At 68.7% G+C, this 20,099-nt stretch carries 23 protein-coding genes; 11 read left to right on the forward strand and 12 right to left on the reverse strand.

The genetic code is table 11. The annotated features are described in order from the left end of the window. Positions 1-29: 29 nt before the first annotated feature. From NO931_RS12055 to NO931_RS12070, 4 genes are all read left to right on the forward strand, one after another. Complete coding sequence (locus NO931_RS12055; RefSeq protein WP_256392582.1) at positions 30-299, forward strand: type II toxin-antitoxin system HicB family antitoxin; 270 nt, start codon at positions 30-32, stop codon at positions 297-299. Between the two features lie 2 nt (positions 300-301). Continuing rightward, positions 302-553 carry a type II toxin-antitoxin system HicA family toxin gene (locus NO931_RS12060; RefSeq protein WP_256392583.1) on the forward strand — a complete coding sequence of 84 codons (252 nt, stop codon included), beginning with the start codon at positions 302-304 and terminating at the stop codon, positions 551-553. 74 nt (positions 554-627) lie between these two features. Next, entirely contained in the window at positions 628-1,101 is a 474-nt protein-coding gene (locus NO931_RS12065) for a DUF7109 family protein (protein WP_256392584.1), read from the forward strand. Positions 1,102-1,190: 89 nt separating this feature from the next. Continuing rightward, entirely contained in the window at positions 1,191-1,775 is a 585-nt protein-coding gene (locus NO931_RS12070; RefSeq protein ID WP_375142052.1) for an NUDIX hydrolase, read from the forward strand. 61 nt (positions 1,776-1,836) lie between these two features. On the opposite strand, the gene NO931_RS12075 is transcribed toward NO931_RS12070, so the two are convergent. Next, positions 1,837-2,628 (reverse strand): hypothetical protein, encoded by a 792-nt coding sequence (locus NO931_RS12075; protein WP_256392585.1) that lies wholly within the window; start codon positions 2,626-2,628, stop codon positions 1,837-1,839. Positions 2,629-2,732: 104 nt separating this feature from the next. On the opposite strand from NO931_RS12075, the gene NO931_RS12080 reads away from it, so the two are divergent. Next, positions 2,733-3,167, forward strand: coding sequence for a universal stress protein (locus NO931_RS12080; protein ID WP_256392586.1), 435 nt, complete (start codon positions 2,733-2,735; stop codon positions 3,165-3,167). 164 nt (positions 3,168-3,331) lie between these two features. Here NO931_RS12080 and purH read toward each other — a convergent pair whose 3' ends face one another. Further along, positions 3,332-4,948 carry a bifunctional phosphoribosylaminoimidazolecarboxamide formyltransferase/IMP cyclohydrolase gene (gene purH, locus NO931_RS12085; protein ID WP_256392587.1) on the reverse strand — a complete coding sequence of 539 codons (1,617 nt, stop codon included), beginning with the start codon at positions 4,946-4,948 and terminating at the stop codon, positions 3,332-3,334. A gap of 169 nt (positions 4,949-5,117) precedes the next feature. On the opposite strand from purH, the gene purB reads away from it, so the two are divergent. From purB to NO931_RS12100, 3 genes are all read left to right on the forward strand, one after another. Next, positions 5,118-6,500, forward strand: coding sequence for an adenylosuccinate lyase (gene purB / locus NO931_RS12090; RefSeq protein ID WP_256392588.1), 1,383 nt, complete (start codon positions 5,118-5,120; stop codon positions 6,498-6,500). A 74-nt stretch (positions 6,501-6,574) separates the two neighbouring features. Further along, the gene (locus NO931_RS12095; protein ID WP_256392589.1) at positions 6,575-7,129 is read left to right on the forward strand and encodes a maltose acetyltransferase domain-containing protein; all 555 of its coding nucleotides are present in this window, start codon (positions 6,575-6,577) and stop codon (positions 7,127-7,129) included. A 162-nt stretch (positions 7,130-7,291) separates the two neighbouring features. After that, positions 7,292-8,698 carry a DUF4397 domain-containing protein gene (locus tag NO931_RS12100; RefSeq protein ID WP_256392590.1) on the forward strand — a complete coding sequence of 469 codons (1,407 nt, stop codon included), beginning with the start codon at positions 7,292-7,294 and terminating at the stop codon, positions 8,696-8,698. 33 nt (positions 8,699-8,731) lie between these two features. Here NO931_RS12100 and NO931_RS12105 read toward each other — a convergent pair whose 3' ends face one another. The 9 genes from NO931_RS12105 to dapA all read right to left on the reverse strand — a co-directional run bounded on the left by NO931_RS12105 (position 8,732) and on the right by dapA (position 17,380). After that, the gene (locus NO931_RS12105) at positions 8,732-9,520 is read right to left on the reverse strand and encodes an ABC transporter permease (RefSeq protein ID WP_256392591.1); all 789 of its coding nucleotides are present in this window, start codon (positions 9,518-9,520) and stop codon (positions 8,732-8,734) included. Beyond that, positions 9,520-10,515: an ABC transporter ATP-binding protein gene (locus tag NO931_RS12110; RefSeq protein ID WP_256392592.1), complete on the reverse strand. Its 996-nt coding sequence runs from the start codon at positions 10,513-10,515 to the stop codon at positions 9,520-9,522. Before NO931_RS12110 ends, NO931_RS12105 begins: the two co-directional genes overlap by 1 nt. Positions 10,516-10,586: 71 nt before the next feature. Then, positions 10,587-11,453 (reverse strand): hypothetical protein, encoded by an 867-nt coding sequence (locus NO931_RS12115; RefSeq protein ID WP_256392593.1) that lies wholly within the window; start codon positions 11,451-11,453, stop codon positions 10,587-10,589. Between the two features lie 89 nt (positions 11,454-11,542). Continuing rightward, entirely contained in the window at positions 11,543-12,700 is a 1,158-nt protein-coding gene (locus NO931_RS12120; protein WP_256392594.1) for a M20 family metallopeptidase, read from the reverse strand. After that, entirely contained in the window at positions 12,700-13,587 is an 888-nt protein-coding gene (gene dapF / locus NO931_RS12125; protein WP_256392595.1) for a diaminopimelate epimerase, read from the reverse strand. Before dapF ends, NO931_RS12120 begins: the two co-directional genes overlap by 1 nt. Next, on the reverse strand, positions 13,584-14,870 hold the full coding sequence (gene lysA, locus NO931_RS12130; protein WP_256392596.1) for a diaminopimelate decarboxylase: 1,287 nt from the start codon (positions 14,868-14,870) through the stop codon (positions 13,584-13,586). The genes dapF and lysA overlap by 4 nt, the downstream gene beginning before the upstream one ends. Before the next feature lie 10 nt (positions 14,871-14,880). Further along, positions 14,881-15,711: a 2,3,4,5-tetrahydropyridine-2,6-dicarboxylate N-succinyltransferase gene (locus tag NO931_RS12135; protein ID WP_256392597.1), complete on the reverse strand. Its 831-nt coding sequence runs from the start codon at positions 15,709-15,711 to the stop codon at positions 14,881-14,883. After that, a complete protein-coding gene (gene dapB, locus NO931_RS12140) occupies positions 15,708-16,466 on the reverse strand; it encodes a 4-hydroxy-tetrahydrodipicolinate reductase (protein ID WP_256392598.1) in 759 nt (252 codons plus the stop codon). Before dapB ends, NO931_RS12135 begins: the two co-directional genes overlap by 4 nt. Then, positions 16,463-17,380, reverse strand: a complete 918-nt coding sequence (gene dapA, locus NO931_RS12145) for a 4-hydroxy-tetrahydrodipicolinate synthase (protein WP_256392599.1) — start codon at positions 17,378-17,380, stop codon at positions 16,463-16,465. Before dapA ends, dapB begins: the two co-directional genes overlap by 4 nt. Before the next feature lie 321 nt (positions 17,381-17,701). On the opposite strand from dapA, the gene NO931_RS12150 reads away from it, so the two are divergent. Both NO931_RS12150 and NO931_RS12155 read left to right on the forward strand, forming a co-directional pair. Continuing rightward, positions 17,702-18,526, forward strand: coding sequence for a M48 family metallopeptidase (locus NO931_RS12150; RefSeq protein ID WP_256392600.1), 825 nt, complete (start codon positions 17,702-17,704; stop codon positions 18,524-18,526). Positions 18,527-18,589: 63 nt separating this feature from the next. Beyond that, a complete protein-coding gene (locus NO931_RS12155; protein ID WP_256392601.1) occupies positions 18,590-19,087 on the forward strand; it encodes a LabA-like NYN domain-containing protein in 498 nt (165 codons plus the stop codon). A 117-nt stretch (positions 19,088-19,204) separates the two neighbouring features. Here the strand turns inward: NO931_RS12155 and NO931_RS12160 are convergent, their stop codons facing one another. After that, entirely contained in the window at positions 19,205-19,381 is a 177-nt protein-coding gene (locus tag NO931_RS12160) for a hypothetical protein (protein WP_256392602.1), read from the reverse strand. Between the two features lie 159 nt (positions 19,382-19,540). Between NO931_RS12160 and NO931_RS12165 the strand changes: the two genes are divergently transcribed. Further along, positions 19,541-20,029: a PUA domain-containing protein gene (locus NO931_RS12165; RefSeq protein ID WP_256392603.1), complete on the forward strand. Its 489-nt coding sequence runs from the start codon at positions 19,541-19,543 to the stop codon at positions 20,027-20,029. The last annotated feature ends 70 nt before the right edge of the window (positions 20,030-20,099 follow it).

Below are 20,099 nucleotides of genomic sequence, written 5' to 3' on the forward strand. Positions count from 1 at the left end.
ATTCCGGTCGTGGCACAAGTACGATCGTAATGGCCAGTTCGACCCGAGACGGCGACCCACACACTGACGAGATCCGTCTGTGGCGCGAGGGCGACGGGTGGATCGCGAAGGACGTCGAGACTGGCGTCACGACGCAGGGGCCGTCTCGCGAGGCCGCACTGGATAACCTCGACGAGGCCGTCGCGCTCCACGACGGCGAAACCGGGCGCGAACCGACCGCCGAGGAACTCCGGGAACTCGGAATCGATCCGTCGGACAACGCGACTGGCGACGATAAGCCGCCGGACGTGCTCGAGTAGGGATGGGACGGCGAACGTTTTCCGGGAAAGTGGTCGTCACAGTGCTGGTAAACGCCGGCGGGTTCGAGTGGCGCCGAACGACCGGCGATCACGCGCAACTGTACTACGAACACCCGACCAACGAGGACGACCGCCGGCAAGTTACGGTGCCGCTTCACGACGAACTTCGGACGGGAACGCTCCGGGAAATCGCCGAGCGAGCCGGAGCGCGAGACTTCGAGGCGTTTTGCGACTGGATCGACCGAAACGCGTAGCAGTTCGGACGATATCCCCCTAGTCGCGAGCGATCACGAGAAAACGCTTTGACCCTCCGCTACGAGCCACCGCCATGAGCGCGACGCTGGACGAACTCGCCGGCGTGGTCGACCTCTTCGACGGACTGACCCGCGAGGAACTCTCACGGGCGCTGATCGAACTCGGCGCCCGCCGCGGCGACGACCCCGACGAGGACGCCGTCGCCGAGTCGATCGAGACGGCCGTGGATCGGTACTTCCTGGCGCGCTACGAGCGCGCGGACGGCGACGACCTGCTGGTCCCCGGACCGGCGGCGTTCCCGTCGGTCCCCGAGCACGGCGAGGACCTGCCCCACATCATGGACGTACCGGATAGGTCGCTCGATCGGGAGCGGCTCGGCGAGCAGGTCGCCGAGCGGCTCGCGGCGGACGCCGACGCGGCGATCGAGGACGGCGACGCCGAGCGCGTCGAGGCGCTGATCGACGTGACCTACGACGTCGAGGCGTGGGCGCCTGTCGAACTCGACGACGTCCGGGCGCGGCTCGACGCCGCACTGGCGGACGCCTGATCGCTGCTTCGCAGCCGCGCGAACGCGGCGCGAGGCGGCCCTGATTCTGAAACGCTTTCACTGCGGAGCACGTAGCGGGCAGCGAGCCGATGCGCATGGACCTGGACCGGGCCGCCGAGTACGACCCCCGCGAGATCCCCGACGAGCCCTACGACGCGGCCGTGCTCATCCCGGTGATCGAACGGGACGGCGAGCACTACCTGCTCTTTACCAAGCGCGCGGACCATCTCGGCGAGCACCCCGGCCAGATGAGTTTCCCGGGCGGCGGGCGCGAGCCCGAAGACGCGTCGATCCGCGAGACTGCGCTCCGGGAGGCCAACGAGGAGATCGCGCTGGAAGCCGACGAGGCGGAGGTGATCGGCCAGCTCGACGACATCCGGACGATCACCGAGTACGCCGTGACGCCGTTCGTCGCGCGAGTGCCCGACCGCAGCTACGTTCCCGACGAGCGCGAGGTCGCCGAGATCGCCGTCCTGTCGCTCTCGGGCATCCTCGATCCGGACAACTACGAGTACGAACGTCGGGAGCACCCCCACTACGGCGACGTCGTGATCCACTACTTCCGCGTCGACGGCTACACCGTCTGGGGCGCCACGGGCCGCATCGTCGTGGACCTGCTGGAACTCACGACCGACTGGCGCGCGCCCGAGCGGATCGACCGGGATCTGGCGTAGCGACGCGACGTCGACCCGTTCCTGCAGGACTGATCGGTTATAGAATTTCCGCTACCCGCCCTCAGGGCTTTTTCAGCATCCCGCTCTCCTCGACGAGCTCGCCGCGCTGGATCGCGTAGTCGATCACCTGCGCACACTCGTCGCCCGGAACGTCGTACGCCGAGGACGCCAGGTCCGAGAACTCCGAGCGATTGACCGGGAACTCGCGGTTCTGGAGCAGGCGCACCACCCGGTTGTACGTGTCGGCGTCCGGGCGCTCGACGTCGCTGCCGGCGCCGCCCGTTGACGCCGACGCCGACGCAGCGTCCGAACCGCTGGCGGTCGATTCCGCTCCGGTCGGCTCTGACTCGGGGTCGGCGTCGGCACCGCTGGACGCCGACGCGTCCGACTCGTCGCCGAACGCGATTCCGTCGGTCGCCGAATCGCCCGCTGACCCGGCGAGCGGATCGGGGTCCGTCCCGTCGGTCGATGCCGTTTCGTCGTCGTCGTCGCTCGATGCCGCCGGCGCGTTGCCTTCGCTCGACGCCGAACTCCCCTCGCTCGATGTCGGCGCGGCGTCCGCCGCGTCGCGGCTGCGGTCGGCGGCCGCGAGGATGTCCTCGGACTCGACTTCGAGCGTCGACGCCGCGGCGTCCGCGTCGCCCGCCTCGATCGCGTCGAGTCGCACGTCGACGGGTTCGTCGGACGGCTGCGCGCCGCGGACGACCGGCGAGAGCACGGTTTCGAGCTTCTCGCGACAGCCGGGACACAGCGTCGCGGTCGACCGGAGCGAGTCGTCGGGGACCACGTCGTACTCGCGCACCTGAGCGTCCGCGGCGGCGCCACAGAAGTAACACGCAGACAGGTCTGGCATATCCGCGAGGTGAACGGCGACCGACAAAAATGCTCGGACCACCGCACTCAGACGGCGGCATCCCGCAACTTCGTATATGTGCGTGCTGGTCGTCATCGGGACACATGATCGAGGACGTTCTGGTCCCGGTCGACGAGTCGCCCCAATCCGAGGCCGCTCTGCAGTACGCGCTCGACGAGTTTCCCGACGCGTCGATCACGGCGCTCCACGTGATCCGACTGCCGGAGGGGTACTGGTCGGCGTTCTCGGACTCCGAGCAGGGACTCCCGGGGTACGACAACGCGCACAGTCTGGCGCGGGAACTGCTGGAGCGGGCCGAACAGACGGCAGCAGAACACGGTGGCAACGTCGACACGGCGGTCGCAACGGGCGATCCGGGACAGGAAATCGTCGAGTACGCCATCGAGAACGACGTCGACCAGATCGTGATGGGAAGCCACGGCCGCAAGCGAGCGAGCCGGCTGCTGTTCGGGAGCGTCGCCGAAAAGGTCGTTCGCAACGCACCGATGACCGTGGTCGTGGTCCACGACGAGGAGTGAGCCCAGCGAGTTTCCGTCACTCTTTCCCTACGGTCAGTCGTGTCGGAAACGCCGAAAGACTCGCTGACGCTCGTCTTTCGAGCTTGAGGCTCTCCTTCGCTTATCGCTCAGTCGTGCCGAAAGCACCGCGGGACTCGCTACGCTCGCCCCGCGAGCTTCCGTCACTAATCGTGACGGAAGCACCGCTGACCGGTCATGACCATCGCCACGTCGCGCTCGTCGGCGGCCTCGATGACGTCCTCGTCGTTGACCGACCCGCCGGGCTGGATCACGGCCTCGATGCCGGCGTCGGCAGCCAGCTCCAGCGCGTCCGGGAACGGGAAGAACGCGTCCGAGGCCATCACGGCGCCGTCGGCGTCCTTGCCCTCGGCGTCGGAGTCGGCTTTCATCTTCGCGATCTCGACCGCGTCGACGCGGGAGACCTGTCCGGCGCCGACGCCGACCGTCTCGGTGCCGTCGGCGAACAGGATCGCGTTGGACTTGACGTGCTTGATCGTCTGCCAGGCAAAGAGCAGCGATTCGAGCTGCTCGTCGGTCGGTTCGCGCTCGGTGACGACTTCGAGATCGTCGACCGTCAGCGACTGGCGGTCGCGCTCCTGCACGAGGCGGCCGCCGGCGAGGCGCTTCTCGGTGTGGTGCTCGACCGGCGTGTCGAGCGTGCCGACGTCCAGCACGCGCAGGTTGTCCTTCTCGAACAGCTCGTCGAGGGCGTCGTCGGTGTAGCCCGGCGCGACGACGACCTCCTTGAACGAGTCGGTGATCTCGGCGGCGGTCTCGGCGTCGCACTCGCGGTTGAGCGCGACGATGCCGCCGAAGGCGCTCTTGGCGTCCGTCGAGAGCGCGTCGCGGTAGGCGTCGGCGAGGGTATCCGCGACCGCGGCGCCGGCGGGGTTGGTGTGCTTGATGACGGCGGCGGCGGGGTCGTCGTACTCCTTGACGAGATTCAGCGCGGCGTCGGCGTCGTTGTAGTTGTTGTACGAGAGGCTCTTGGCGCCCTCGTTGAGCTGGTCGGCGGAAAGCACCGACGCCTCCTCGCAGGAGTAGTCGGCGTACGCCGCGGCGTCCTGGTGGGGGTTCTCGCCGTACCGGAGGTCGGCGACCTGGTCGCCGGACGCGAGGAATCGGGCGGGAAGCTGCTCGTCCGAGTTCTCGGGCGTGCGGACGACCTCGTTCGCGTAGTCGACTTCGACGCGGTCCTCGGCGAACCACTTCACCGCGCGGGGGTAGGCCTTGAACTCGCCCTCGTAGAGCACGCGATCTGCGAGGTCGTCCTCGTCGTCGCCGTCGTACACCGGGATCGGCTCCTGGGTGACGATCGGCCCGGCGTCGACGCGGGACTCGACGACCTCGCCGTCGTCGTCGGTGGCGTCCGTGACGACGTGGACGGTACAGCCCGTGACGTCGACGCCGGCGTCGAGCGCGTCGCCCCAGGCGTCCATGCCGGGGAACGCGGGCAACAGCGAGGGATGGACGTTCAGCGTCGGGGGCTGGGCGTCGAGGAACGTCTCCGAGAGGATACGCATGTAGCCGTCGAGGCAGACGAGATCGTAGTCGTAGCCGTCGAGCGCATCGTTGACGCGCTCTTCGTGGGCCTTGCGTCCCAGTCCCTCGGGCTGTTCGACGACCTCGGTGGGAATGCCGCGCTTCTCGGCTTTCTCGAGAACGGGGGCGTCGGCGTCGTTGGTCACCACGACCGCGAGCTCGGCCCCGCCGGGGGCGAGATCCGCGACGTGCATCAGGTTTCGTCCGCGATTGCTCGCCAGGCCAGCGATCCGTGTCATACCCGAAGCGGCGCGCGCGGAGGCAAAAGTAGTTGCGATACCGAACACCGAAATATGCACGTTCGTGGTTATATTCGCGTCTCGTCCGGTGGAGGGTGCGGTGATGTATCCACGTCTGTGGTTCCAGCGTTCCGACACGCTTTTTGTCGCCGGCGGGGCAGCCTAGCCTATGACAGAATCGCTGTACGCCGTCTCGCCGCTCGACGGGCGCTACGCCGGTCGGACCGCGCCGCTGTCGCCGTACGCCAGCGAGGCCGGGCTGATGCGCGCTCGGATCCGCGTCGAGGTCGAGTATCTGATCGCGCTCGCCGATCTGGACGAGACCGAACTCGGGCTGGACACGCAGGACCGGGCGACGCTGCGGGCGCTGTACAAGAACTTCACCGAGGAGGACGCCAAGGTCGTCAAACAGTTGGAGACCGAGGGGTACGCGGGCTACTCGGCGACCAACCACGACGTGAAGGCGGTGGAGTACTTCGTCCGCCACCGACTCCCCGACGACATGGAGCACGTCTCCTCGTGGATCCACTTCGGGCTCACGAGCGAGGACGTGAACAACCTCGCCCACCGCCTGCTCGTGCGCGACGCCATGGAGGAGGTCATCGTCCCCGAACTCACGAGCGTCCAGAGCGCGCTGACGAAACTCGCCCGCGAGTACCGGGACGTTCCGATGCTCGCTCGCACCCACGGTCAGCCCGCGACGCCGACGACGTTCGGCAAGGAGATGGCCGTCTACGCCGCCCGCGTCGGCCGCGCGCTCGGGGAGGTCAAGCAGGCCAAAGACGGCCTCGCCGGCAAGCTCGGCGGCGCCAGCGGGACGTTCGCGGCCCACGTCGCGGCCTACCCCGAGGTCGAGTGGCGCTCCTTCTCCCGCGAGTTCGTCGAGCGCCTCGACCTGGAGTACGCGCCGCTGACGACGCAGGTCAACCCCTGTGACGATCTGGCGTCGCTGTTCGACGCGCTCGGCCGAATCAACGCCGTCCTGCTCGACCTGGATCTCGACGTCTGGCTGTACGTCAGTCAGCGCTACCTCGGGCAGGAGGCCGCCGAGGGCGAGACGGGCTCCTCGACGATGCCCCACAAGGTCAACCCGATCGACTTCGAGAACAGCGAGGGCAACCTCTCGAAGGCCAACTCCGATCTCGACTTTCTGGCGGACTACGTCACCACCTCGCGGCTCCAGCGCGACCTTTCGGACTCGACGGTCAAGCGCAACATCGGCGGCGCGTTAGCCCACTGCCTGATCGGCTACACCAAACTGCAGAACGGGCTCGACAAGGTCGTCCCGAACGAGCAGGTGATGCGCGACGACCTCCAGGGAACGCCCGAGGTCATCGGCGAGGCCGTCCAGACGATCCTCCGCCGGGAGGGTCACGAGGACGCCTACGAGCAGGTCAAGGAGCTCACGCGCGGCGAGAGCGTCACGATCGAGGACTTCCGCGGGCTGTTCGACGAGCTCGACGTCGACGACGAGACCCGCGCCGAACTGCGCGCGCTGACGCCCGAGACCTACGTCGGGTTGGCGGACGAACTGGTCGGCGACCTGGAGTAACGCCGCTGTCGGACGTCGGCCGGACGCCGCCGGACGCACAGATTTTTCTCGCCCGGCCGGAAACACCGGCGAACGTGCCATCAGAGAAAGAAAAGATGCTGGCGGGCGAGCCGTACGATCCGACCGATCCGATGCTCGTCGACGATCGCGAGCGGGCGCGAGATCTCACTCGTCAGATCAACGATGCCGATCCGAACGACGCCGATCGGCGCCGCGAACTACTCGACGAACTGTTCGGCTCGATCGGCGAGAACGTCACCGTCCAACCCTCGTTTCGCTGCGACTACGGCTACAACGTCCACGTGGGCGACGACTTCTTCGCCAACTACGACTGCGTGTTTCTCGACGCCTGCCGGATCGAATTCGGCGACGAGTGCATGCTCGCCCCCGGCGTCCACGTCTACACCGCGACCCACTCGATCGATCCGGTCGAGCGCACTTCCGGAACGGAGTACGGCGAGCCCGTCACCGTCGGCGATCGCGCCTGGATCGGCGGCCGGGCCGTTCTCAACCCCGGCGTCTCGGTCGGCGACGACGCCGTCGTCGCGTCGGGCGCGGTCGTGACCGACGATGTCCCCGACGGCGTCGTGGTCGGCGGGAACCCCGCGGAGATCATTCGGGAGGTGTGAGGGCCCGTCTCGGCACGGCCCCCACGAAAGGAGACACGTACTTACGATTACTTGCCGAATAGTTTCACATACCCTCCCGAAATTGGGGAAGAATGCGGTCGATTTGGTAAGTCAATCCGGCATTACGTTTTATCCTACCATTTCGACCTTCGAACTGTCGCTATGCAACAGCAAACGCGCCGAACGATTCTGAAGACGACGGGGGGAGCGGTGGTTCTGGGGACGCTGGCCGGCTGTACCGGGGGCGATCCCGACGAGGGGGACGACAACGAGTCGAGTGGTAACGAGTCGACCGGCAACGAGTCCGACGACTCGATGGACGAGGAGGCGATGGCGAACCTGCGGGTCGCGCACCTCTCGCCCGACGCGCCCAACGTCGACGTGTACGTCGGCGGCGACCCGGTGCTCGAAGACGTGCCCTACCGCGCCGTCAGCGAGTACCTCGAACTCGCTCCGGGGACGTACGAGGTGATGATCACGGCCGCCGGCGATCAGGACACGGTCGTGTTCGACGACGAACTGGAGGTTCCCGAAGGCAATTTCACCGTCGCAGCGCTCGGCGAACTCGCCGAGGAGAACCAGCCCTTCGCGCCGGTGGTGCTCGAAGACGACCTGAGCGATCCGGGCGAGATGGCCCGTGTCAGGCTCGTCCACGCCTCGCCCGACGCGCCCGCCGTCGACGTCACCGTCGCCGAGAGCGGCGACGCGCTGTTCGAGGACGTCGCGTTCGGCGAGGCCGCGGCGGCCGAGGTGCCCGCCGGCAGCTACACGCTCGAAGTTCGCCCGGCGACCGAGAACAACGACGGCGAGGTCGCCGCCACGTTCGACGTCGAACTGATGGCCGGCACCGTCTACTCGGCGTTCGCGGTCGGCTACCTCGCGCCGGGCGACGCGCCCGCGGACGAACCGTTCGACCTCGAAGTGGTCGTCGACGCCGGGCCGGAGATGGCCCAGCTCCGTGCCGCGCACATGTCGCCCGATGCGCCCAACGTCGACGTGTACGTCGACGGCGACGCCGCGCTCGAAGACGTGCCCTACCGCGCCGTCAGCGAGTACCTCGAACTCGCGACGGGAAGCCACGACGTGATGATCACGGCCGCCGGCGATCAGGACACGGTCGTGTTCGACGAGACGATCGAGCTCTCGGACGGCGCCTACTCCGCGGTCGCGCTCGGGGAACTCGCCGAGGAGAACCAACCCTTCGCCGTCGAGCTCTACGAGGACGACCTGAGCGATCCGGGCGAGATGGCCCGTGTTCGGCTGATCCACACCTCGCCGGACGCGCCCGCGGTCGACGTCACGCTCCACGGAAGCGGCGACGTGCTGTTCGAGGACGTCGCGTTCGGCGAGGCCGCGACGGCCGAGGTCCCCGCCGGCAGCTACACGCTCGAAGTTCGCCCGGCGACCGAGAACAACGACGGCGAGGTCGCCGCCACGTTCGACGTCGAGGTGATGAGCGGCGGCGTCTACACGGCGTTCGCGACGGGCTACCTCATGCCCGGCGACGCGCCGGCCGACGAGCCGTTCGACCTGGAGATCGCGGTCGACGCCGAAGCCGGGGGCGACTGAACGCCCGATCGGCCCTCCGAGCGTTCGCCACCCTTACTCCACGTCTTTTCGCCGGAACCACTCCCGACTCGCCAGCACCAGCGCAGCCGTTCCGGCGAGCAGAATCGCCGCGCCCGCGAAGTCGTACGTTCCGTCGACGAGGATGTCGGCCGGCGCGTAGTACCGCGTCGGCGAGAGCGCGCCGAGCGGTTCGACCGCGGTTCCGGCGACGACGGACTCGAACAGGAACAGCGCGAAGACCGCGCCCGCCGCCGCTCGCTGGGCGAGCGACGCCCGGTCCACCGCGACCGACGCGACGAGTCCGATCGCGCCGCAGGCCAGCAGGTACGGCATCGAGAGAGCGTGCGCCATCAGGATGCGCGCCATATCGACGTCCTCGCCGATCGCGAGGACGCCGACGAACACGACCACGGGCAGCACGGCGTTCGTGACGACGAGCGGGACCAGGAGCGACGCGAACTTCTCGAGGAGCAACCGGCTTCGGGTGATCGGCAGGGACAGCGTCACGTCCATCCGGCCGCGCTCGACGTCGCCGGCGATCAGTCCGGCGCCGGCGTACGCGAAGTACAGCCCCAGCAAGATCACCCACGCGAACGCGTACAGCTCGGTCGCGAGAAAGCCCTCGATCGTGTTGAGCGTCCGGATGCCAAAGGCCTCGACGAGCGACGGCGGGTACGCCTGAATGATCTCGTCCAGATCGGCCGCGCCGGTGATCGAGGGAAAGAGCAGAACGTACATCGTCGTCAGCGCGGCGATACCGGCGGTCATCGCGGCCGACCCCTTGAGTCGCTTGCGGCCGGCGTAGCGGGCGATCTCCAGCATCACCGATCCCCTCCGTCCGATCGCTGATCGGACGTGGATCGCGATCTGTTCGCGGATCGCTCACCTCCGTCCGTCCGCTCACCGTCGTCGTCCCCGTAAAATCGCATGAACACGTCTTCGAGCGGCGCTTCCTCGACGTCGAACTCCAGCAGATCGAACCCCGCCAGGAAGTCCGCGAGTTCGTTCACGTCGCCGGTGTAGGTGAAGGCGACTTCGGTCATCCGCCCTCCATCGTCGTCGGGCGTTTCGACCCGCTCGATCACGGGGTCGTGCGCGCCCGCCAGATCGACCGCGTCGGGATCGACGTCGCCGGCGACCCGGAAGTGGACCGACTTGCCCGACCGTCCGAGCAGGTCCGCGACCGTCTCGACGGCGACGATGCGGCCCTCGCGGATGATGCCGACGCGGTCGCAGATCTGGCGCACCTCGCTGAGGACGTGCGAGGAGAGAAAGACGGTCGTCCCGCGCTCCCGTTCCTCGCGGACGAACTCGTTGAAGCGGCGCTGGAGCAGCGGGTCCAGTCCCGCGGTCGGCTCGTCCATCACGACGAGGTCGGGGTCGTGCATGAACGCCTGCACGAGCCCGAGCTTCTGGACGTTGCCCGTCGAGTAGTCCCGGATCGGCCGATCGAGCGGCGGCTCGAACAGTTCGAGCAGTTCGTCGCGCCGCCGATCACCCTTGATCGACGCGTGGAGGTCGAGCACCTCGCGGCCCGTCGCGGTGTCGTCGAACGCCGGATTCGCGGGCAGGTAGCCGATCCGGCGCTTGGTGGCGACCAGATCTGACTCCTCGCGCACGTCGGCACCCAGCACGGTCGCCGTGCCGTCGGTCGGCGACTGGAACCCCATCAGCGTCCGGATCGTGGTGGTCTTGCCGGCGCCGTTGGGGCCGAGGTAGCCGAACACCTCGCCCGACGCGACGTCGAACGTGACGTCGTCGTTGGCGAGCACGTCGCCGTAGTCCTTCGTGAGCCCGGAGACCTCGATAGCGCTCATCGGATCAACGTCACGCGGAGCGGGGAAAGTCGTTGCGCCGCGCTCCGGACGCCCGGAGGTGCGTCGCGGTTTCACTCGGCGTCGCTCGGCGGGTGCTGGAGGTCGGCCCAGTAGTCGGTGCCGTCGTATCGGACGAGGAACTCGCCGCCCCAGTCGGAGGGCTCGACGGCGTCGTGGTCGCGGAACCGCTCGGCGAGCGATGAAAAGGCGTCGCTGACCGAGCCGTCGTAGTAGCCGCCGTCGATCGCTTCCTCCACGATCTCCCGTTCCGCGTCGCTCAGGCCCGACAGCTCGAACAGGTGCGCCGAGCGGATCCGCTCGGCGAACGCAGCGGCGTTCTCGGCGACGCGCGTCGCCTCGTAGCGGTACTCGTAGGCGTCGACCTCGTCCCTGCCGACGACTTCGAAGGAAAAGCGCTCGCCGTCGCGCTCGACCGCGCCGTACTCGGCCTCCGGAACGAGCACCGACGCCTCGCGGTCGGCGTCGTCGTAGACCGCCGAGGCGCCGACGACACCCTCGCGACCCTCCGGCGGCGGGACGATCCGGCCGAACAGCTCCCTGTCGGGCTCGGGAAGATCCGCGAACGCGATCGTCGCCGCGTCGGGCGCGCTCGCGCCGGGATCAACGTTGATCGTGACTCGCAGTTCCTCGCCGATCCGCGTCTCCGAGCGCGAGAGCTCGTAGTACGCGCCGTCGAACGCGATCGGATCGTCGACGTCGAGGGGCGGCCGGGTGCCCGACGCCGTCGCCGAGCCGTTCTCGGCGGCCGTCCGGACGATCCGTCTCGACGTCTGATCCGGAGGCGAGACCGACGCGCGCTCGGCGATCCTCTCGTCGGAGACCCCCGTCATGATCAGCACTGCGGTCGGATCGGCACAGCCGGCCAGCGTCACGGAGAGGGCGCCAGCCGCGCCCGCGAGGACCTGTCTGCGCTTCATTACTAGCTGGTTTGACACCACCGGTGTATGCTTTGTGCTCGGTCGCAGGTCGAGAAACAGCGAATCGGCGCCGAAAGACGGAGGCGGCCTTAGTCGTCGCGGTCGACCAGCGCGCCGAGCGTCCGCGTCACCGCCTCGGCCGCCCGCTCGACTTCTTCGATCGGGACGTACTCGCGCTCGGAGTGCGCCACGGCGCCCTCGTCGTCGGCGAGATAGCCGGGGCCGAACACGACCGTCGGCGCGTGCGCCGCGAAGTACGACGCCTCGGTGGCCGCGGTGAACGGCCGCACCGCCCCGCCGGCGGCGTCCGCGAGCGTCCGGACCAGCGGGTCGTCGGCGTCGGTCGCAAAGGCCTCCAGAAACGGGCTCTCGCGGTCGGTCAGCGCGAACTCCACCGCAACGTCGTCGGGAACGCGCTCGCGGACGTGGGCTTCGAGCGCCGACCGGAACCCCTCGCTGGTCTCGGGCGGCACCGACCGGCGATCGACGACGACCTCGCAGTCGGCGGGCACCTGGTTGGTCGCGGCGCCGCCCTCGATCGTCGTCGGCGTCAGCGTCGGCGCGCCGAGCGAGTCGTGCGGGTCTGGCGTCTCCTCGCGCTCGTCGAACGTCTCGACGGCGTCGATCAGCTCCCGCACCGCGGCGACGGCGTTGATGCCGTCGTCGGGTTCGGCTGCGTGGGCGCTCTCGCCGCCCAGCGATATCGTGCCCTGGAACCGCCCCTTCGCCGCGTTGCAGACGTCTAACCCTGTCGGCTCGCCGACGATCACGGCGTCCGGCGGTGCGGAACCCGGAACGAGTTCCTCGACGTCGAGCGCCGCCGCGCCGGTCGATAAGGTCTCCTCGTCGGGCGAGACGGCGAGGGTGAACCGGCCTTCGCCCGGATTCACGGTCAAAAAGCCCGCGAGCAGCGCGGCCAGCGGGCCCTTGGCGTCGCACGACCCGCGGCCGTAGATGCGCTCGTCGTCCCGGTCGTAGGGGACGTGGGGAACCACGGTGTCGATGTGGGTGTTGAGTACGACGTGAGTACCAGAAGCGCCGTCTGCTGACTTCCCGGTTCGCGTCGCGATGGTGTTGCCGGCCTCGTCGACCGTCGCGTCGACGCCGTGCTCGGCGAGCGTCTCGACGAGGACGGATCGCATCTCGTCGACCGATTCGTGAGATTCGATCCGCACCGCCTCGTCGAGGAACTCGATCGGGTCGAACCCCTCGCTCCCGCCAGCGCCGCGCTCGCTTTCGGCGCCCATCAGAACCCGCCTCCGAGCGCGTCGCCCAGCGGATCGACTCGGTCGGCGTACTCGAACGCGACCGGGCCGCGCAGCACGGCCGGGCCGTCGTCGGGGACGCGGATGTCGAGGTCGCCGCCGGGCGGGCTGACGCGGATCGCCTCGCCCTCGGCGCGGCCGAGGCGTCGAGCGACCGCGGCGATCGCGACCGCTCCCGTTCCGCAGGCGTCGGTCTCGCCCTCGACGCCGCGCTCGAACGTGCGCTGGCGGAAGCCGTCCCCATCGGCGGCGGCGAGGTTGACGTTCGTCCCCTCGGGGAACGCGTCGGCGTGGCGGACGGACGGCGCGATCTCCTGCAGATCGACGGCGTCCACGTCCTCGACGAACGCCACGGTGTGAGGTACGCCGGTGTTGACCGCCGTAACGGCCAGTTCGCCGACCGCCGCCTCGATCATCGGCTCGTCGTACGACTCGGCGAGCGGGACGTCGGCCGGCGCGAACGCCGGGTCGCCCATCTCGACGCTGACGAGGAACTCTCCGTTCCCCGCCTCCTCGACGGTCGCGGCGCGGTCGCCGGCGCCCGTCTCGATGACGAATTCCGTTTCGCCCGTGCGCTCGTGGGCCCAGGCGGCGACGACGCGGGCGCCGTTGCCGCACATCGCCGCGGTGCCGCCGTCGGGCTGGTACAGCGTCATCTCGACGCGCGCAGGATCGGCGTCGGCGTCGAGATCGAGCACGAGCACGCCGTCGGCGCCCGTGTGGGCGTCCTCGCGGTCGGCGCCGAGGCCGTCCGAGCGGTCACAGTGCTCGACGGCGAACGACGACAGATCGGGGATCGCCGCGGCCTCGGCGGCCTCGATCACGACGAAGTCGTTGCCGGTGCCGTGGTACTTCTCGAAGGGGATCACAGCCACTCGACCTCCCGCTCCAGTCGCGTCACGTCCTCGATCGTCTCGCGTCGCCGGGCGATGGCTTCCTTTTCGCCCGACAGCACGACCGTCGCGGGGCGGGGCCGTGAGTTGTACTGGCTGGCCATCTCGTAGCCGTACGCGCCGGCGTTGCCGATCGCGAGCGCGTCGCCGCGGCGACACTCCGCGATCGAGCGGTCGGTGCAGAACACGTCGGCGCTCTCGCAGATCGGCCCCGTGACGGTCTGTGCGATCGCCGGCCGGTCGGCGGCGTCCGGCGCGACGTTCCGAATCGGGTGGTAGGCGTCGTACATCGCCGGCCGCAGCAGCGTCGTCATGCCGGCGTCGACGCCGATCACGCGACCGTCGGGCGTCTCCTTGACCGTGTTGACGTCGGTCAGCAGGACGCCGGCGTCCGCGACCAGATAGCGGCCGGGTTCGATCTCCAGAGTGGCGTCGACTTCGCCGAGCGCCTCGCGCGTCGCCTCGGCGACGGCGTCGAGATCCAGCGGGTCCTCGTCCTCCCTGTAGGGAACGCCGAAGCCGCCGCCGATATCGACGAACTCCAGGTCGACCGGCGAGTTTCGCGCGAGCTCGCCCATCCGCGAGACGAGCTTGCGGTGCGACTGGAGGTCCTCGCCGGAGATGCCGCTGCCGGCGTGGGCGTGGATCCCGACCACGTCGAAGCCGCGATCGTCGGCTTCCGCGAGCGCCTCGCCGGCGCGCTCGTAAGGGACGCCGAACTTGGCGTCGGCGCCCGTCGCGACTTTCTCGTGGTGGCCGGCGCCGACGCCGGGGTTGACGCGGACGCAGAGGCGTCCGTCGTAGCCTCTGGATTCCAGCCGGTCGAGCGTGTCCAGCGCGCCGATCGTGATCGTCAGATCGTCTGCCCCCTGGGCCCAGCGCCCGACCACGGTGTCGAGATCCTCGGTCGGAGGGTTGACGGCGGTGTACTGGACGCGTTCGGACGGGACGTCGGCGTCGAGCGCGCGGACGGTCTCGCCCGCCGACGCGCACTCGATTCCGGCGCCTTCGGACTGGAGCGTCCGCAGGACGGGCCGGGCGGTGTTCGCCTTCGCGGCGTAGTGGACGTCGGCGTCCGGGAACGCGGCGGCGAGCCGGCGGTAGTTCTCGCGCACCCGCTGGAGGTCCAGCACGTACAGCGGGCTGGCGTACTCCGAGAGGAGTCGCCGCAGCCGCTCGGCGTTCCAGTCGGTGAGGCGTCTGATCTCGGGATTCTCTGGCATCGTACAGTCGATCTCTGTGCTGTCGTCGTCGCTCATATCGACCGGATCACTCCCGGAGCGCGTCCTCGCGCTCGGTGGCCTCCAGCGTCTCGTCCTCGATGTGGGTGGCGACGACGGCGGGCTTGAACGCGCCGCCCTCGATCATCTCGTGGTCGCTGACCGAGGACTCGACGAAGCGCTGGAACGCCCGGCGCTCGGGCGGCAGTTCGCCGTAGACGACCTCCTCCTCGACGAGGTCGTAGACGGGGATCCGGGGCGTCAGGAGCGTGTTCTCGCCGACGACGCTGTTCTCGCCGACGACGAAGCCGCTCGTGACGCGACAACCGGCGCCCAGCGAGACGCCGTCCTCGACGATCACGGGGGCGTCCTCGACCGGTTCGAGCACGCCGCCGATCAGCGTGTTCGCGCCGAGCTTGACGTTCTCGCCGATCTGGGCGCAGGAGCCGACCGTGTCGCACGAGTCGATCAGCGTCCCGTCGCCGACGTGGGCGCCGATGTTGACGAACGAGGGGGACATCATGATGCAGTCCTCGCCGAGGTAGGCGCCGCGTCGGATCGCCGTCCCGTCGGGCGTGTTGCGCGTGCCGCGCTCGTTCAGGTCGGCGGTCTCGCGCAGCGGGAGCACGTCGTGGTAGTCGACGCCGCCGTACTCGCGGGCGACCGTCTCGCGCAGGCCGAAGTTGAGCAGGATGCCCTGCTTGACCCACTCGTTGGCCTCCCACTCTCCACCACTCTTCTCGGCGGCGCGCACGTCGCCGGCTTCCAGCGCAGCGAGGAATTCGTCGAGTACGTCGAGGTGCTCGTCGGTCGCGTCGGCGGCCGTCAGCCCGCTCTGCTTGCGCTGCCACAGGTCGTCGATGTCGGATTCGAGGCTCATGACTCGTCGATTACCGCGCCGAAGGTATACCAGTCCGGGTTTCGTCCCGCGAGCCAGACGGCGGCGTCCAGCGCGCCGGCGGCGAACACGCCGCGGTCCTCCGCGCGGTGGGAGAGGCTGAGGACCTCGTCGTTGCCCGCCAGGATCAGCTCGTGCTCGCCGCGGATGTCGCCAGCGCGCCGGGCGAACACGCCGATCTCGTCCTCGTCGCGCGGGGCGTGGCCCTCGCGGCCGTAGACGGGGTCGACGTCGCGCTCCTCCTGGACGGTCTCTAAGATGGAGTTGGCGGTGCCCGAGGGCGCGTCGACCTTGCCGTTGTGGTGCGATTCCATCAGTTCGAGGTCGTAGCCGTCCAGCGCCGCAACGGCTTCCCCGACGACCCGCTGGAGGACGTTGATCCCGCGCGAGAAGTTGGTCGCCTTGAGCACGGGGATCTGCTCGCTGGCGGCGCGCAGCGACGCCTCGGCGTCCTCGTCGAACCCGGTGGTGCCGATCACGAGCGCGACGCCGGCCTCCACGCAGGCGTCGGCGACCGACAGCGTCGCCTCGGGCGTCGAGAAGTCGACGACGGCGTCGACATCGTGCTCGGCCAGCGCGTCGCCGATCTCGGCGACGGGCCGGACAGGGACGTCCGATCGCTCGCCGGCCTCGCTCGCGAAGCCGACCACGACGTCGACGTCCTCGCGCTCGACGCCGGCGTCGACGACCTCGCCGCCGGTGCGGCCGGTAGCGCCGACGACCGCGACGCGCGTCATCCCTCGACCTCCGCAGGGCTGGCCGCCCGCTGCTCGTCGAGGTCGTCGAGCAGGTTCGCGAGGTCGATGCGGTACTCCTCGGCGAGCCGCGAGAGCGGGGAGCGAAGCGTCGGCGGGCAGTGCCCGCGGATGTGCATCGCCTCCTTGACCGGGATCGGGTTGGTCTCCCAGAACAGCGCCCGGGTCAGCGGGGCGAGCTCGTGGTGGATCGCGCGGGCCCGCTCGAAGTCGCCCGACAGGCCGGCGCCGACCATCGCGCAGGCGCGCTCGGGCTCAACGTTGGCGACGACGCTGATCCCGCCTGTCGCGCCGACAGATAGCATCGGCAGCGTCAGCCCGTCGTCGCCCGAGAGCACCGCGAAGTCCTGATCGCGCGTGCGCTCGACGATCTCGGAGATCTGGTTCAGGTCGCCGCTGGCGGCCTTGAAGCCCGCGATGTTCTCGTGGCGGGCGAGTTCGACCGCGGTATCCGGTTCGATGTTTCGGCCCGTCCGCGAGGGGACGTTGTAGACGATCTGGGGCAGGTCGACCGCGTCGGCGATCGTCCGGTAGTGCTCGACCAGCCCGCGCTGCTCGGGCTTGTTGTAGTACGGCGAAATGAGAAGGAGCGCGTCGGCGCCGGCGTCCGCGGCGCGCTCGGACAGCTCCAGCGCCTCGCGGGTGTTGTTCGAGCCGGTGCCCGCGATCACGGGCACGTCCTCGACGGCGTCGACGACCGTCTCGACGACCTCGACGTGCTCGTCGTGGGTCAGCGTCGCGCTCTCGCCCGTGGAGCCGACGGGAACCAGTCCGTCGACGCCCGCGGCCTCCAGTCGCTGTGCGTCGGCTCGCAGTCGTTCGTGATCGATACTCTCGTCGTCCTCGAAGGGCGTGACCATCGCGGGGAACACGCCGCTGAATAGCTCCTGTGTCATGTGTGTGGTGTGTTCGATCGGGTGTCGTTCTCGGATGCTGTGTCGCGCTGCAGGGGTTTCAATCGAATGATCGACCGGTCGACGCGCACCCCCGACGAGGTCGCCAGCCTCGCCGCGAGCGCTCTATCGGGCCGGTTTTTTCAGAATAGCGGCGGCGCTCCCGCTCGCGGCGCGGCGTCCGGCCGAGCGACGAGCGGGACTGCTCACGGTAGTGTCACCGTGGCGCCCCGACTTATCGTTTCTGGTACCGGGACGGCCGAGAGCGTCGGCATCTCTCCACGTCGCGGAATTTATCAGGTGCGAGTGGGAACACCCTCGCGTATGAGACACCTCGGCCTGAAGGTACGGATGGCGGTCGTCAGCACCATCCTGTTCGCGTTCTTTGCGTTCGCAGCGGGAGTAGCGACGATCGTGTTCAACCTGCCGTTGGCCGCAGTACTAGTGCTCGCAGTCGGGTTCGCCGGGTTCCAGTATCTGCTCGGGACGAAGATGGCGCTGTGGAGCGTCGGCGCCGACGATATGCCCGAAGACCAGTACCGTGAGATCCACCGCGCGGTCGAGGACATGTCGAAGGAGATGGGGATCAAGAAGCCTCGCCTGATGGTCGCCCAGATGGGCGTTCCCAACGCCTTCGCAACGGGCCGAAAGGGCAACGGGACCGTCGTGGTCTCGACGGAACTGATCCACACGCTCCAGCAGGACGAGCTGGAGGGCGTGCTCGCACACGAACTCGCCCACATCGCGAACCGCGACGTGGTGACGATGACGCTGGGACAGTCGGTCGCCGGCATCGTCGGCATCGCCGTCCAGTGGCTGGTGATCGCGACCGGCGACAACGAGATCGCCGACCTCGTGCTGGGCTGGATCGCCGGTATGCTGACCCAGATGTTCGTGATGATCTTCGTGCTCGCGATCTCCCGGTACCGGGAGTACATCGCCGACAGCGACGCCGCCGACGTGATCGGCAGCGGCGAGCCCCTCGCCCGTGCGCTGGAGAAGATCCAGCGCGGCGCGCAGGGTCGCGAGAGCAACATCGACGACTCGGTCAGCGCGCTCTGTATCTTCGGCGACGGCGGCGGGCTCAAGAAGCTGTTCTCGACCCACCCCGACACCGAAGAGCGCATCCGGCGGCTGCGAAGCTACTGACGCCATCGTCGGGGCGCCCCTGACGAACGAAGGTATTTATTGCCGCCCGGGCGAACGGCAAGCATGACCGACATCCACTCCGGGCAGCGCGTCGCCGTGCTGGTCGACGCCCAGAACCTGTACCATAGCGCCCAGAGTCTCTACTCGAACAACATCGACTACTCGTCGCTCTTGGAGAAGAGCGTTCAGGGTCGCGAACTCACGCGAGCGATCGCGTACGTGATTCGCGCGGACTCGCCCGAGGAGGAGAGCTTCTTCGAGGCGCTGACCGACATCGGCTTCGAGACGAAGATCAAGGACATCAAGACGTTCAGCGACGGCTCGAAGAAAGCCGACTGGGACGTCGGAATGAGCTTAGACGCCGTCACGCTGGCCAACCACGTCGACACCGTCGTGCTCTGTACCGGCGACGGCGACTTCTCGCGGCTCTGCTCGCACCTGCGCCACGAGGGCGTCCGCGTCGAGGTGATGAGCTTCGAGTCCTCGACCGCCGACGAACTCAAGGAGGCCGCCGACTCGTTCCTCGACCTGAGCGAGCGGACCGAGACGTTCCTGCTGTGAACCGTCGGCGTCTGGTTCCCGCGTAGCGTTCGCGAACTGCCGACCGGACGCGACTCGCCGCTCGACTCCCCGAAGCGATCGCTACTCGGGGTGGAGAACTGCCGAAGAAGTGCGCGTTTAGACGGTGGGGCCGTCGTTCGTGACGCCGATCAGCAGCGATCCTGCGGCCATGCCGAGCGCGGCGACGCCGCCGAGGAGTACGGGAATCCCGGTTCCGTTCGCGCCGATCGCCAGCAGGAGCACGCTGGAGACAACCAGTAGGAACGCCCCCAAACCGACTTTCGTCGTATCCATAACTGTACGTTGGATTACGTCCCCGCGGCTTATAGCTTTCTCTCCGAATGCGTGCGGGTAGGGTGGTAACGAATGACAAATGACGAGCAGTGAGTGAAACGGTGCCAACGACCACGGACGGGTCGAAGCCCTTTCGCACCCCGAGTCCGAACCGGGCGTATGACCGACGATTCGGGCGCGGGCGGCCTCGGCGACGACGGCGACGATCTCCGGCGCGTGGCGGACTACCAGTTCGGCGCCGGCGCCGGGGCGCTGCTCTTCCCGCAGGACGACGACTACGAGGTCAAGCGCAGCAGTTCGGGACGCCCGAGTCAGGTGCTCGCGGACGGCGGTCGGCTCGTCACGCTCGGCGTCGACGGCCGATTCACGCTCGGACTGGAGGGCGGGCGCCGACTCGCCGGCCTCGATCACCCGAAGAACAGAGTCGTCGTCGGAGACGACAGCGAGCCGTTCGTCCGCGAAGGCAAGAACACGTTCGCGAAGTTCGTCACCGAAGCCGATCCGGAAATCCGCCCCGGCGACGAGGTACTCGTGGTCCACCGAGAGGGGCGCCTGCTCGCGGTCGGTCGGGCCGAGCTCTCCGCGGATGCCATGCTCGACTTCGACGCCGGGATGGCCGTGCAGGTTCGCGACGGCGCCGACGAGTGACACGGTAGACGTCGACCACTGGTCGCCGCCGCACGACACCCACCGAACCGTTTTATCCGATCGACCCCCT

It is taken from the genome of Natronoarchaeum rubrum (assembly GCF_024494695.1).

Excerpts from the sequence above, each read along its gene's own strand:
- NO931_RS12070 (WP_375142052.1), top strand. The coding sequence starts at position 1,191 with ATGCGCATGGACCTGGACCGGGCCGCCGAGTACGACCCCCGCGAGATC.
- NO931_RS12165 (WP_256392603.1), top strand. The coding sequence starts at position 19,541 with ATGACCGACGATTCGGGCGCGGGCGGCCTCGGCGACGACGGCGACGAT.
- NO931_RS12160 (WP_256392602.1), bottom strand. The coding sequence starts at position 19,381 with ATGGATACGACGAAAGTCGGTTTGGGGGCGTTCCTACTGGTTGTCTCC.
- NO931_RS12135 (WP_256392597.1), bottom strand. The coding sequence starts at position 15,711 with ATGAGCCTCGAATCCGACATCGACGACCTGTGGCAGCGCAAGCAGAGC.
- purH (WP_256392587.1), bottom strand. The coding sequence starts at position 4,948 with ATGACACGGATCGCTGGCCTGGCGAGCAATCGCGGACGAAACCTGATG.
- NO931_RS12060 (WP_256392583.1), top strand. The coding sequence starts at position 302 with ATGGGACGGCGAACGTTTTCCGGGAAAGTGGTCGTCACAGTGCTGGTA.
- NO931_RS12055 (WP_256392582.1), top strand. The coding sequence starts at position 30 with ATGGCCAGTTCGACCCGAGACGGCGACCCACACACTGACGAGATCCGT.
- NO931_RS12110 (WP_256392592.1), bottom strand. The coding sequence starts at position 10,515 with ATGAGCGCTATCGAGGTCTCCGGGCTCACGAAGGACTACGGCGACGTG.
- dapB (WP_256392598.1), bottom strand. The coding sequence starts at position 16,466 with ATGACGCGCGTCGCGGTCGTCGGCGCTACCGGCCGCACCGGCGGCGAG.
- NO931_RS12115 (WP_256392593.1), bottom strand. The coding sequence starts at position 11,453 with ATGAAGCGCAGACAGGTCCTCGCGGGCGCGGCTGGCGCCCTCTCCGTG.
- NO931_RS12100 (WP_256392590.1), top strand. The coding sequence starts at position 7,292 with ATGCAACAGCAAACGCGCCGAACGATTCTGAAGACGACGGGGGGAGCG.
- NO931_RS12065 (WP_256392584.1), top strand. The coding sequence starts at position 628 with ATGAGCGCGACGCTGGACGAACTCGCCGGCGTGGTCGACCTCTTCGAC.
- dapA (WP_256392599.1), bottom strand. The coding sequence starts at position 17,380 with ATGACACAGGAGCTATTCAGCGGCGTGTTCCCCGCGATGGTCACGCCC.
- NO931_RS12120 (WP_256392594.1), bottom strand. The coding sequence starts at position 12,700 with ATGGGCGCCGAAAGCGAGCGCGGCGCTGGCGGGAGCGAGGGGTTCGAC.
- NO931_RS12080 (WP_256392586.1), top strand. The coding sequence starts at position 2,733 with ATGATCGAGGACGTTCTGGTCCCGGTCGACGAGTCGCCCCAATCCGAG.
- purB (WP_256392588.1), top strand. The coding sequence starts at position 5,118 with ATGACAGAATCGCTGTACGCCGTCTCGCCGCTCGACGGGCGCTACGCC.
- NO931_RS12150 (WP_256392600.1), top strand. The coding sequence starts at position 17,702 with ATGAGACACCTCGGCCTGAAGGTACGGATGGCGGTCGTCAGCACCATC.
- NO931_RS12105 (WP_256392591.1), bottom strand. The coding sequence starts at position 9,520 with ATGCTGGAGATCGCCCGCTACGCCGGCCGCAAGCGACTCAAGGGGTCG.
- lysA (WP_256392596.1), bottom strand. The coding sequence starts at position 14,870 with ATGAGCGACGACGACAGCACAGAGATCGACTGTACGATGCCAGAGAAT.
- NO931_RS12075 (WP_256392585.1), bottom strand. The coding sequence starts at position 2,628 with ATGCCAGACCTGTCTGCGTGTTACTTCTGTGGCGCCGCCGCGGACGCT.
- NO931_RS12155 (WP_256392601.1), top strand. The coding sequence starts at position 18,590 with ATGACCGACATCCACTCCGGGCAGCGCGTCGCCGTGCTGGTCGACGCC.